The organism is Undibacterium sp. Tian12W, from assembly GCF_049339405.1.
Lineage (GTDB): Bacteria > Pseudomonadota > Gammaproteobacteria > Burkholderiales > Burkholderiaceae_D > Undibacterium.
Genome location: NZ_JBMPPK010000017.1, coordinates 28,981 through 41,657, shown reverse-complemented (window position 1 = coordinate 41,657; position 12,677 = coordinate 28,981). Strand labels below are relative to the sequence as shown.

The window sequence follows — 12,677 nt, the reverse complement described above, 5'->3', positions numbered from 1 at the left end:
ATTCCGACTTGATTACCGGGATTTCATCCCAAGCTTATCAAGTCATGATTTGCCTGTGGCGCTGAGGTCGGCGTTCATTTTTGGCAACAGCTTGCTCTCCAAAAGGTCATTATGGTTCCGCATCTCGTCACTGCTCTCAACGGCCCCCTGCTCGATCTTGAAAAAAAGATATTAGAAGCGACACCTGCGATAGAACGCTGGTTCCGTCTTGAATGGCAGGAACATACTCCGCCATTTTATTGCTCTGTTGATCTGCGCAATGCCGGTTTCAAGCTGGCTCCTGTCGATACCAATTTATTCCCTGGCGGTTTTAATAACCTGGCATCAGAGATGTTGCCACTGGCTGTGCAGGCAGCGATGGCGGCGATAGAAAAATATTGCCCTGATGCTAAAAATCTCTTGGTCATTCCTGAGAGTCATACACGCAATGTGTTTTATTTACAAAACATTGCGCGCATGATCCAGATTTTCCGTCAGACTGGTTTGAATGTACGTCTGGGTTCGCTGTCCGCCGATATTACAGAACCAACACCCATCGATTTGCCAGATGGCAGCCAGTTGATATTGGAGCCGCTGGAGCGCTCGGCCAATGGCCGTCGCCTGGGCCTGAAGAATTTCGACCCTTGCACCATCTTGCTGAACAATGATTTGTCGGCAGGCATACCGGCAATACTCGAAGAACTGAACGAACAAACCTTGCTGCCGCCGCTGCATGCAGGCTGGGCCTTGCGCCGCAAGAGTAATCACTTCCATGCCTATGATGAAGTGGTCAAGAAATTTGCCAAGATGGTGGATATCGACCCCTGGATGCTGAACCCGTTTTTTATCAAATGCAAGGATGTGAATTTTCACGACCGCAGCGGTGAAGATACGCTGGTGGCTGCAGTCGATACCATACTCGCCAAGATACGCAAGAAATACAAGGAATACGGTATCAAGGAAAAACCTTTCGTCATCGTCAAGGCCGATGCCGGGACCTATGGCATGGGCATCATGACGGTGCATGATTCCAGCGAAGTGCGCGACCTGAACCGCAAACAGCGTAACAAGATGTCGGTCGTCAAGGACGGCATGGAAGTGCGCGATGTGATCGTGCAGGAAGGCGTGTATACCTTCGAGCAAATCAATGAGTCTGTGGCTGAGCCCGTGGTGTATATGATAGACCGCTATGTCGTTGGAGGCTTTTACCGCGTGCATGAAGACCGTGGCGTTGATGAAAACCTCAATGCGCCCGGCATGCACTTTGTGCCGCTGGCCTTTGCCCAGCAACATGCAGTCCCCGACATGAAGGCAAAACCGGGCACGGCAGCACCAAATCGATTTTACATGTATGGTGTCGTAGCGCGCCTGGCTTTGCTGGCGGCGTCACTGGAGCTGGAAAAGACAGATCCAAATCCTGAGGTTTATTGATTATTAAATCAGCAATCAGATTACTACTTAGCCAAGAATATTGAGCACATTCATGAAAATCGCTTTCCTGACCGACCCGCTGTCACACTTCAAGACGTATAAGGATTCCACTTACGCCATGATGGTGGAAGCAGACAAGCGTGGTTATGCCATCTATGCCTTTGGCCCGGAAGACATGGCGCTGGAAAGCGGCAAGGTGATTGCCAATATCAGCCGGATCACACTGACTGGTGATAGTCAGGACTGGTTCCGGCTGTCGGAGCCTGAGTCATTGCCGCTGAGTGCTTTTGATGCCGTACTGCAGCGCAAAGACCCGCCATTTGATATGGAATATATCTATGCGACTTATTTGCTGGAACTGGCAGAGCAGCAGGGCGCGCGGGTATTCAATAAGCCGGCAGCTATCCGCAATCATAATGAAAAGCTTAGCATTGCCCAGTTCAGCCAGTTCACGGCACCTACGCTGGTGACGCGCGATGAGCAACGTATCCGTGCTTTCCATAAAGAGCACCAGGACATCATACTCAAGCCACTGGATGGCATGGGTGGCACCGGCATTTTCCGCATCCGTGAAGATGGTATGAACCTCGGTTCTGTGATTGAGACTTTGACGGTGAATGGCAGCTCTACCATCATGGTGCAGCGCTACATTCCGGAAATTGTCCATGGTGATAAAAGGATATTGCTGATCGGTGGCAAGGTCGTGCCGTTTTCCCTGGCGCGTATTCCGCAAAACGGTGAAGTCAGGGGTAACCTGGCGGCAGGTGGCCTGGGTGTGGCGCAGGAATTGTCTGCCCGTGATCTTGAGATTGCGCTGACTTTGGCACCTGAACTTTATCAAAGAGGTCTGTTGCTGGTAGGATTAGATGTTATCGGTGCTAATTTGACGGAAGTCAATGTCACCAGCCCTACCTGTTTCCAGGAAATTACCCAGCAAAAAGGCTTCAATGTTGCTGGCATGTTCATTGATGCCCTTGAAACGGCAGTTGCAGCTTGATTTTGTAGTTTAGATAAATGGAAGACGCTGGCCACATGCCAGTTGTCACAAGAGAGTTAAAGAACGATGGTTGGCATACTTTTAATGACGCATGCGCCCCTGGGCACGGCTTTTATGCAGGCTGCGGCCCACGTATTCCGTGGCATGCCAGAACGCTTTGAAGCGATAGACGTGATTGCCGACCAGAATATCGATGAAGTCAACCGTCTCGCGCGCGAAGCCGTGCTGCGTCTGGACGATGGTTCGGGCGTGCTGGTGATTACCGATGTCATGGGCGGTACACCGTCGAATTGCTGCAGACAACTGGGTGATCCTGACCGGGTCGCGATCATCGCCGGCATCAGCCTGCCCATGTTGTTGCGGGCGATAACTTATCGTAGTGATGTACTTGATGTCGTGGTGGAAATGGCGCTGGCCGGTGGCCAGAATGGCGCTATACGTCTCGACAATCGTGTGCGTTTATCACCAGGTTAAGGGGGGAACTTACGCAAAACTGCCCCAGCTGCGTTACAGCGCCTAGTCGTACTAAAGTACTGCCTTCGTCGCTGCGTCTTGCTGGAACAATTTTGCGTAAGTTCTATAAACAGAAAAAAGAAAGTGAAGCATGATCCAACAAGAAATCGAAATCATCAACAAGCTGGGTTTGCATGCACGCGCATCTGCAAAATTTACGCAAACCGCCAGCAAATTCAAGGCAGAAGTATGGCTGACCCGCAATAGCCGACGTGTCAATGGCAAGTCCATCATGGGTGTCATGATGCTGGCTGCGGGCAAGGGCAGTAAAGTGTTATTGGAGACCGATGGCGCAGATGAGCAAGCCTGCTTTGACGCCATACAAGCGCTGATTAATGACAAGTTTGGTGAAGGTGAATAAACGAAAATTGAGCGGGTCATGGTCATCATTGCGATGATGCTGGGTAGTGCTTATTGATGCTTTTGTCAGTGTGATTTGCTGGCGAAACAATTGGCAACATATCGCAACATCTTTCTCATTGTTGTTTTGACTCTATTCGTTTACCTTGTCCTTCTTTGATTGAATCAGCAAAAAACAGGCATCAGGTTTGCTGATGGTCTTAGGTTTAACGATGCATCGGTACACTGGATTGTTACGCTGGAAATAAGACAGGGCGGCAAAATCACAAGGCCCGGAGATTAAGTATTTTGGGGGACACAGCATGGCATCTTTTACACTGCAAGGCATCCCCGTTTCACGCGGTATAGCAATCGGACGCGCCCATCTGCTGCGTCCGGCAGCGCTGGATGTACAACATTATCTGGTAGGACAAGAGCAGGTCGAAGCCGAAGTGCAAAGACTGCAATTGGCTATCGCTCAGGTACACAAGGAATTGCAGGCCATCTGGTCAGATTTGCCTGCAGACGCACCCACAGAGCTCGGTGCTTTCATCGACGTGCATGTACTGATTTTGTCCGACCCCATGATCTCGGAAGCACCGCTCGATATCATCCGCACCCGCCACTACAATGCCGAATGGGCATTGGTCAGCCAGATCGACGAACTGACGGCCCAGTTTGATGAAATCGAAGATGAATACCTGCGCGAGCGCAAGGCTGATATACAGCAGGTGGCAGAACGCGTACTCAAGGTATTGACAGGTACTGCTGGCAGTGCAATACGCTCTGACGGTATCGATGAGCGCAATGCCAATATGATCGTGGTTGCCAGGGATATTTCTCCGGCAGACATGATGCAGTTCCGCGATGTTGCTTTCACCGGTTTTGTCACCGATGAAGGCGGGCACAATTCTCATACCGCCATCGTCTCGCGCAGCCTCGGTATACCCGCTGTGGTCGGCATGGGCAATGCATCACGCCTGATAGAGCAGGACGACTGGCTCATCATCGACAGTGATGCCGGTGTCGTCATTGTTGCCCCAAGTTCTCTGGTGCTAGAACAATATCGCGACCGTCAGACCATACTGGCCAAAGCCAGGAAAAAACTTCACAAACTTAAAAAAACACCGGCCATTACTCAGGACGGTGTCGAGATCACCTTGCTGGCGAATATAGAATTACCGCAGGATGCCGCTCATGCGCTGGAGGCAGGGGCCAGTGGGGTAGGCCTGTTCCGTTCAGAGTTCCTGTTCATGGAAAGCAGCGGCCAGCAACACAAGCTGCCGACAGAAGAAGAACAGTTCGACGCCTACCGTACGGCAGTACAAGCCATGAAAGGCAGGCCGGTAACGATACGGACACTCGATGTCGGTGCCGACAAACCGCTGGATACGACCGAGCATAATATCCTCAACCCGGCGCTGGGTTTGCGGGCCATACGCTATTGCCTGGCTGAGCCACAATTATTTTTGACGCAACTGCGCGCCATCCTGCGCGCCTCGGCCTTTGGCAAGGTCAAGATACTGATACCGATGATGGCACATGGTTTTGAGATAGACCAGAGTCTGGCCATGATAGAACAGGCCAAGACTGAACTGCGCAAGGAGGGCAAGGACTTTGATGCAGAGATCGCCATCGGCGCCATGATAGAAATCCCGGCAGCAGCCTTGTCGCTACCCATGTTTGTCAAGAAACTCGATTTCCTCTCGGTCGGTACCAATGACCTGATCCAGTACACGCTGGCAATTGACAGGGCAGATCATGAAGTCGCCCACTTGTATGATGATTTGCACCCGGCCATTTTGCAGCTCTTGCAAATGATTATCACAGCGGGTGAAAGGGCAGGTATCCCGGTCTCCATCTGTGGTGGTATGGCGGGCGATATACGCCTGACACGCTTGCTGGCAGGCATGGGTTTCCGTGAATTGTCTATGCCTGCGGCATTGCTGCCAGAGATCAAGCAAGAGATTTTGAACACCCGTCTAGATTCTTTGCAAGGATATGTTAAAAAAATCTTGCGCAGCTATGATTCGGCAACCATCAGGGAAACCCTGGCTGCGATGGGGGCGCAGTCGCCTACTTTGCATTAATAAGTTTATATTAAAATTGTGACAGTTACGGTGCCGGAGTTTGACCCCGGTGCCAGATTTGGTTTATCCTTCACCTATTGCGCCGATTTGAAAATCAGCTTGCGGGCGCGGTTCGGAAAACATCCCGAATGATAAATACGGCTAAAGCGAGCTTGAATGCAGCTTTCCCCTCCTCACATTCAGCCCACCTTTTAGCCTTCCTGAGTTTTTTGATAACGGGTTCAATCCCGATGGAAGAGTGTATGTCATCCTCACCTGGATCAGTTGGAATCGTCACGCCACAAGCGTTTCAGTTCGACGAGCCTTTGGCCCTGCAAAACGGCACCTCGATTGCAGGCTATACCCTGATGGTGGAAACCTATGGGCAGCTCAATGCCGATAAATCCAATGCAGTCCTGATCTGCCACGCCCTGAACGCCTCGCACCATGTGGCTGGCGTGTATGCAGACCAGCCCAAGAATGTAGGCTGGTGGGACAATATGGTTGGGCCCGGCAAACCAGTCGATACCGACAAGTTTTTTGTCATCGGTGTTAATAATCTCGGTTCCTGTTTTGGCTCTACAGGCCCCATGCACACCAATCCTGCGACGGGCAAACCATATGGCGCAGATTTTCCTGTCGTGACGGTCGAAGACTGGGTCAATGCCCAGGTCAGACTGGCAGACCGGCTTGGCATCACGCAATTTGCCGCCGTCATGGGTGGTTCACTCGGTGGCATGCAGGCACTGGCCTGGAGCATTCTTTACCCGGACCGTCTGCGCCATTGTGTAGTCGTGGCTTCTACTCCAAAACTCTCAGCCCAGAATATTGCCTTCAATGACGTGGCGCGCCAGGCAATTCTGACTGACCCGGATTTCCATGGTGGTGATTTCTATGCCCACAATGTCGTGCCGCGCCGTGGCTTGCGGGTGGCACGCATGATAGGCCATATCACCTATCTGTCGGACGACGACATGGCAGAAAAATTTGGCCGTGACCTCAAAGGCGGTGACTACCAGTTTGGTTATGGTGTGGATTTTGAAATTGAATCTTACCTGCGCTATCAGGGCGATAAATTCTCGGATTATTTCGATGCAAATACCTATCTGCTGATCACCAAGGCACTCGATTATTTTGACCCCGCCCGTCATACCGGCGGCGATCTGGCCAAGGCACTCGCACACACCAAGGCCAAGTTCCTGCTCGCTTCGTTTAGCACTGACTGGCGTTTTTCACCTGAGCGCAGCCGTGAAATTGTCAAAGCCCTGGTCAGCAACAAGCGCACGGTCAGTTATGCAGAAATCGATGCGCCGCATGGTCATGATGCCTTCTTGCTGGATGACTCACGTTACCTGAACCTGATCGCCGCCTATTACCAGCGTATAGATGCTGAATTGCAAGCCGAATTGTTGGGAGCCGCAGCATGAATTTTTCAGAATTAAATGTCTTGCGACCAGACCTGGCTTTTATCGCCCACTGGATCAAGCCGCAGGCGCAAGTGCTCGACGTCGGTTGCGGCGATGGCGTCATGCTGGATTATCTGCAAAGCGATAAGCAATGCAATGGCTATGGCATAGAAATCGCTGACGACAAGGTACTTGCCTGCGCGACGCGCGGCGTAAATGTCATACAGCAGGATATGGAGAACGGCCTGGGCATGTTTGAAGACAATGCCTTTGATACCGTCATGTGCCTGTCTTCACTGCAGATGATGAAACATGTAGAACCATTGTTGCGTGATATCGCCAGGGTAGGGCGCGAGGCCATCGTCTCTTTCCCCAATTTTGGTTACTGGCCACACCGTACCGCCTTATTGCGCGGCAAGATGCCCGTGTCAAAATCCCTGCCGTATGAATGGTATGACACACCCAATGTGCGCTGCGCAACGATACTTGATTTTTCTGACCTGGCAGTAGAAGTTGGTCTGGAGGTGATGGAATGTGTTGCTCTGCACGAAGGGCAGCCCGTAACCTGGCTGCCTAATCTGCGCGGCAGCCTGGCAGTTTTCCGTTTACGGAAAAAATAGCTTGTTGTATCACTTATGATTTTTTCGTGAAAACTATGTCTGTGCTTTCATGTTGGTGGTTGGCGGCATTCGGGTCTGTTGCCGCCGCAGTGTAAATTTTTTCCCAAAAGCGATAGAAGGTTGTTCCAGCCATCGATAGCTGCAATAGGAAAAGGGAATAGTCAGCAAGCTCGCCAGTACAAAAAATAGATGGGGGTGGGCTTGCCATTCAGGTGACAAGATTAGCCAGAAGTAAGTATACAAAGGATAAAAAATTACGGGATGAAACAGATACATTGAGTAACTGATTTTTCCTAAAAAATTTCCCAGCTTTACGTTCACCCTGAGTACCGAAGTCATCAGCACAAAAATGACAATGGCAATTAATTGAGTGACAGGTGTTTTCAGGTAAATGGCATCCAGCGTCAATATTTCTCTTTCAACAAACTGGAAATAAGTCAGCAAGAGGACAAGCAGGGCTTTTGCTGCTTTGGTGCTGTTCTTGTCCAACAGCCATTCTCGGTATAAAAGGCCAAAGAACATGTAACCTGTATAGCGCAGATAGGCCAGCACGTTTGCGGTATAGGCTGAAACATCTGCCATACGGTGTACCAGTCTTGGTAAAAGCATGACCAGCAGCATGATGAGCAATATGCTTTTCAAGGAATTCAATTTGCTGAACGAAAACAGATAAATGCAGGACAGATAGAAAAAAAGTTCCAGAGACAAGGTCCAGTAAGAGCCTATGATGTTTTCCACGTCAAAAAATGCCTGGAACATGGTCAGGTTGATGGCAAAGACAGTCCAGTCCAGTTCCTTCCCGCCCTGGCTGACGCCAAAGCGCCAATAGACAAAAACAAGACCCAGAATGGCGGAAAGCCAATAGGCAGGATACAGACGAAAGAAACGGTGTATGACGAATGTTTTAACAGGCGCTACGTGATATGTCGATAAACTGAAGGGCACTACGAAGCCGCTGACCATGAGGAAGATGCATACACCTATTTCCCCTATGCCGATTTGTTTGGTAAAAAAATTCGCTATCGCTGATTCTGCCAAATTCAAAATGAGCTCAGGCGGCACCTTTGCCGCAACTTCTATGGTGTGCTGATAAATAACCAGCATTGCTGCCAGCCCGCGCAGAAAATCGATATATAGAAAACGCTCGCTCGCAGCTGCATTATTTGAAGTGATCAAAAGACTTATTCCAAGCAATTAACATTAATTTACATAAAATCACTTTTATCATAAGCTGACAAGGGATTTTGTATATAAATTGTAAATTATTTTATTTTAGAAATATTTCCTTTGGTAAATAAATTTTGATGACGCCGTGTTAACGTGGATGTTATTGCAGGCACATCTGTTTGCGGCTTACCCAGTAAGGCTAAATAATTTTGTCCAGCCGCATCTTTAAAAAAAGCCAGATGGCTCCCATTTGCGCTTATCATTCTGCGTATCTTCCTGCCATATATTCGCCATGAAACTGAACCACGCCGCACTTATATTTTCCAGTCTGTTTGCCTTGGGCGCCGCCGCTCATGCGCAAAATAGCGGGCAGCAGGATGGCGTCAAGGTCGGTGAAATGTCGGTCTTGCGAAAACTGGCTCCGACCGGCGCGCTGGAAAGTCAGGCGGCAGCGCAATATGCACAGACCATGCAGGTCGCTGAACAAAAGCATGCTTTGGGACCTGCCAGCCACCCGCAAGTGATACGCTTGCGGGCAATTGCCGATAAATTGATACCGTATGCGCTGAAATGGAATGAGCGAGCCAAGCAATGGAAATGGGAAGTCAATCTGATCGGCTCCAAACAAGTCAATGCGTACTGCATGCCAGGTGGCAAGATCGCTTTTTACTCTGGCATTCTCGATACCCTGAAACTGACCGATGATGAAGTGGCTATAGTCATGGGTCATGAAATTGCCCATGCCTTGCGTGAGCATGGTGCTGAACGTGCAGGCAAGGCGACAGTTGCCAATGTGGGTATCAAACTGGCTGAGTTGTGGGCCGGTGCCAAAGGTTATGACCCTAATATTGCCGGTGGTGTTGCTGGAGGTGTTGCCAAGTTCAGCATGTTGGCATTTTCGCGTGGTGACGAAACCGAGGCTGACATCGTCGGCCTCGATATTGCTGCCAGAGCTGGTTATGACCCGCGTGCCGGTGTCGCACTCTGGCAAAAAATGGGCATGGTCAGCAAGGGCGCACCGCCACAATGGCTTTCTACCCACCCCGCCGGCACTACCCGTATTGCAGAAATCCGCAACCACTTCCCAGAAGTCATGCCTTTATACGCGCATGCCAAAGGCGTCAGTATCAGTGCCTTGCCACCTTATCAAACCAATGTCAAAGGCATTGCTCCCGTCGTATATTCGGGAAAGTAAGTATTTTTCAAACAAAAACAGTATCTAAATGGCAATTTGTCGCGCAATTGTGACAAAAACTTGCCCCTAAGACCACTTTGTCATCATCCTTTAATAATTGGATGGGACACTCTGCAAGTTCAAAATTTTATGTGATAGACTATTTTCACATATCAAAATATCTGATCTACAGACATTTGCCCCGGCATTTGTTCAAGTTTAAAGATGTCACTAGGAGATAGACGCACTGTAAAAAGGTCCGTCTGTTTTTTGTTTAGAAATAGCAATCGTTTGCGCAGTTGAAAACTTTCAATTTTCAAAAATAGCAATCGTTTGCGCGGCGTAATGAGCCCAGAATATTTCTAATGTGACATGTCATCGCAGGTGTTTGTTGTGGAATTACAACCAGTTACAAAAAAAAGCCAACATATTCGGCAAAAAAACGAGCGGTGAAGGGGATGTCATCAGGCAGTTGCGGTGGCTTGAGATGATAAACGGGGTTTTGCACTAATTTTTATTTCCATTTGTAAAATGATTCGGGAGCTTCAATGAAACAATCAAACAAATCGTCCGCATTTCCATCGCGTTTGTCGATGGTTGCAGTCGCATGCCAATTGGTATGCCTGAGCATGTCCTCTGCTTATGCGCAGCAGACAGAATCCACTGAGCAGCCTGACGCAAACCGCGTCACCATTACCGGCAAAAAAGTCGGTATGGGCTTGATGGTTCAAGAAAATGCGCCAAAAGCACGTAGTACTATTACTGCTGAAGAATTGGCCAAACAGCGTCCTACAGGCAATGCCTATGAAGCGCTGGAATTGATGCCTGCGGTTAATAGTTTCAACTATGACGCAACCGGTTTGTTTGGTGGCGGTTTGACACTGCGCGGTTTTAACAGCGACCAGATCGGTGCGACTATCAATGGCGTACCAGTCAATGACTCTGGTAGCTTCTCCGTGTTCCCACAAGAATTCGTGGATCAGGAAAATACCTGTACACAATTTGTGACTCAAGGTTCAACTGACGTTGACTCCCCACAAATCGGTGCAACTGGTGGTAACTTCGGTATCGTTACATGTGATCCAACCAAAGAAAAACGTTTCCGCGTCATGCAGACTCTGGGTGGTTTGAAACTGTCCAAGACTTTCCTGCGTTACGACACAGGCCTGTGGGCTGATGGCCGTTCCCGTTTCTTTATCTCTGCTTCCCATGCGCAAGCTGACAAATGGAAAGGCGAAGGCGGCGCAGACCGTAACCACGTAGACGCTGGTTACCGCATCGATTTCGACAAATTCAATTCCATCAATGCAATTTTGTTGTATAACCGCGCCATCAACCAGAACATCAGCACATTCAATCTGGCTGACCTGGCAAAAAATGGTTACTACTATGATTATTCGACCAAGTTCATTGGTCACGTCACGCCAACCAAGGGCAAGGCAGATAATGATCCTAGCCAGGCAAATGCTGACACTTACTACCAATTGACAAAAAATCCGTTTGAAAACGCGATTTTCTCTGTGACTGGCAAATTCCGTATCAATGAAAATACTGATGTCAAAGTTGTCCCTTACTACTGGTATGGTTACGGTACAGGTGGCGTACAACAACGTCTGCAAACTGAATCCGCATTCCTGAATCCAACAACTGGCAAACTGACTGCCGCTGTTGATCTGAATGGTGACGGCGATACGCTGGACAAAGTGATTGTTGCCAACAGTAGCGTGACACGTACTAACCGCCCTGGTGTAACAGCTTCCGTTGTTCACACGATCGACAACCACCAAATCCTGGCTGGTGTCTGGTATGAACGTGCAACGCATGAACAATTCGGCCCTATGGTTGCTGTTGATGCCAACGGTAACGCAGCTGATATCTGGTTGAAAGATGGCCGTATCACTCGCCCTGATGGCACGCCTTTCCAAAGCCGTGACTGGAAAACCATCAGTACTGCTTATCAGTTCTCCTTGCAAGATACAATCAGCCTGCTGAATGACAAGCTGAGCATCAATATTGGTGTACGCGTTCCTACCATGAAACGTAACTTCACAAACTACGCGAATGAAGGCACCAACTCAGGCGTCACTTACAATATTGAACGTACTTACACCAAAGCTTTGCCGCAGTTGGGTGCACGTTACCAGCTCGATAATAACAATCAGATCTTCGCCAGCCTGGCGCGTAACATGAAGGTACCGCCAAACTTTGTCTATTCAACGACAAATAACGCGAAAATCAATCCTGATGGCAGTGTAGGCTTCGCAGAAGTTCCACCAGAAACTTCCTACAACTTCGATTTGGGTTATCGCCTGCAAAGTGACAGGCTGACAGCATCAGCAACGGTTTACACCGTAGACTTTACTGACCGTCAGGCAACTGCTTTTGATCCTGTCTCTGCACAAAGCTCAGTTACCAATGTCGGTAAAGTAAAAACCAAAGGCTTTGAAGTTGAAATGGGTAACACTCCAGTCAATGGTTGGTCTTTCTATGGTTCCGTTGGTTATGCGAAGAGCGAAATCAAAGACGACCTGCAAGTGGCAAAAGGTGTTTACATTCCAACAGCTGGCAAGCAAATGACGTTGACGCCAGAATGGAAAGCTGGTCTGAGCGCGCAGTATGAAACAGCAGTCTGGTACACACGTCTGAAAATGAAATACACAGGCGGCCAGTTTGCCACCATGACGAATGATGAATTCGTGCCTGGTTACACACTGCTGGGCTTTGATGCAGGTTATCAATTCCCGAACACCAGCTGGTTCAAAAAACCAACTATCCGTTTGAGCATCAGCAATATCACGAACGAAAAATATCGTAACCCATCCAGCTTCAACATCACCAATGCAGTTGCCTATCCAGGCGCCGCTGCCAAAGGTGTGTTCTACTACCTGGGTGCACCACGCTTTAGTTCGGTCACTTTCCAGGCAGATTTCTAATCTGGAGGGATGAGGTGGTGAAGCAAAATCTCACCACACAGACTTGATA

Annotated in this window: 10 protein-coding genes; 9 read left to right on the top strand and 1 reads right to left on the bottom strand. The window is 49.2% G+C overall.

Going from position 1 to position 12,677, the window contains the following annotated elements; all coding sequences use genetic code 11:
- Positions 1–111 precede the first annotated feature (111 nt).
- The 7 genes from gshA (at position 112) to metW (ending at position 7,354) form a co-directional block, all read left to right on the top strand.
- Complete coding sequence (gene gshA, locus ACO0LI_RS20940) at positions 112–1,410, top strand: glutamate--cysteine ligase (RefSeq protein WP_422951937.1); 1,299 nt, start codon at positions 112–114, stop codon at positions 1,408–1,410.
- 52 nt (positions 1,411–1,462) lie between these two features.
- Positions 1,463–2,407: a glutathione synthase gene (gshB, locus tag ACO0LI_RS20935; RefSeq protein ID WP_423035005.1), complete on the top strand. Its 945-nt coding sequence runs from the start codon at positions 1,463–1,465 to the stop codon at positions 2,405–2,407.
- A gap of 66 nt (positions 2,408–2,473) precedes the next feature.
- On the top strand, positions 2,474–2,881 hold the full coding sequence (locus ACO0LI_RS20930) for a PTS sugar transporter subunit IIA (protein ID WP_110257605.1): 408 nt from the start codon (positions 2,474–2,476) through the stop codon (positions 2,879–2,881).
- Positions 2,882–3,011: 130 nt separating this feature from the next.
- The gene (locus ACO0LI_RS20925; RefSeq protein ID WP_110257606.1) at positions 3,012–3,281 is read left to right on the top strand and encodes an HPr family phosphocarrier protein; all 270 of its coding nucleotides are present in this window, start codon (positions 3,012–3,014) and stop codon (positions 3,279–3,281) included.
- Between the two features lie 301 nt (positions 3,282–3,582).
- Positions 3,583–5,349, top strand: a complete 1,767-nt coding sequence (gene ptsP / locus ACO0LI_RS20920) for a phosphoenolpyruvate--protein phosphotransferase (protein WP_423035003.1) — start codon at positions 3,583–3,585, stop codon at positions 5,347–5,349.
- 242 nt (positions 5,350–5,591) lie between these two features.
- Positions 5,592–6,755: a homoserine O-succinyltransferase MetX gene (gene metX / locus ACO0LI_RS20915; protein WP_423035001.1), complete on the top strand. Its 1,164-nt coding sequence runs from the start codon at positions 5,592–5,594 to the stop codon at positions 6,753–6,755.
- Entirely contained in the window at positions 6,752–7,354 is a 603-nt protein-coding gene (gene metW / locus ACO0LI_RS20910) for a methionine biosynthesis protein MetW (protein WP_423034999.1), read from the top strand. Before metX ends, metW begins: the two co-directional genes overlap by 4 nt.
- Positions 7,355–7,387: 33 nt before the next feature.
- Here metW and ACO0LI_RS20905 read toward each other — a convergent pair whose 3' ends face one another.
- A complete protein-coding gene (locus ACO0LI_RS20905; protein WP_423034997.1) occupies positions 7,388–8,530 on the bottom strand; it encodes an acyltransferase family protein in 1,143 nt (380 codons plus the stop codon).
- A 283-nt stretch (positions 8,531–8,813) separates the two neighbouring features.
- On the opposite strand from ACO0LI_RS20905, the gene ACO0LI_RS20900 reads away from it, so the two are divergent.
- On the top strand, positions 8,814–9,716 hold the full coding sequence (locus tag ACO0LI_RS20900) for a M48 family metallopeptidase (protein WP_423034995.1): 903 nt from the start codon (positions 8,814–8,816) through the stop codon (positions 9,714–9,716).
- A 527-nt stretch (positions 9,717–10,243) separates the two neighbouring features.
- Positions 10,244–12,628: a TonB-dependent receptor gene (locus tag ACO0LI_RS20895; RefSeq protein WP_422951930.1), complete on the top strand. Its 2,385-nt coding sequence runs from the start codon at positions 10,244–10,246 to the stop codon at positions 12,626–12,628.
- Positions 12,629–12,677: the final 49 nt, after the last annotated feature.

Bases quoted from the DNA above. Each gene is read 5' to 3' on its own strand.
- ACO0LI_RS20900 (WP_423034995.1), top strand. From the start codon at position 8,814: ATGAAACTGAACCACGCCGCACTTATATTTTCCAGTCTGTTTGCCTTG.
- ACO0LI_RS20930 (WP_110257605.1), top strand. From the start codon at position 2,474: ATGGTTGGCATACTTTTAATGACGCATGCGCCCCTGGGCACGGCTTTT.
- metX (WP_423035001.1), top strand. From the start codon at position 5,592: ATGTCATCCTCACCTGGATCAGTTGGAATCGTCACGCCACAAGCGTTT.
- metW (WP_423034999.1), top strand. From the start codon at position 6,752: ATGAATTTTTCAGAATTAAATGTCTTGCGACCAGACCTGGCTTTTATC.
- ACO0LI_RS20895 (WP_422951930.1), top strand. From the start codon at position 10,244: ATGAAACAATCAAACAAATCGTCCGCATTTCCATCGCGTTTGTCGATG.
- gshB (WP_423035005.1), top strand. From the start codon at position 1,463: ATGAAAATCGCTTTCCTGACCGACCCGCTGTCACACTTCAAGACGTAT.
- ptsP (WP_423035003.1), top strand. From the start codon at position 3,583: ATGGCATCTTTTACACTGCAAGGCATCCCCGTTTCACGCGGTATAGCA.
- ACO0LI_RS20925 (WP_110257606.1), top strand. From the start codon at position 3,012: ATGATCCAACAAGAAATCGAAATCATCAACAAGCTGGGTTTGCATGCA.
- gshA (WP_422951937.1), top strand. From the start codon at position 112: ATGGTTCCGCATCTCGTCACTGCTCTCAACGGCCCCCTGCTCGATCTT.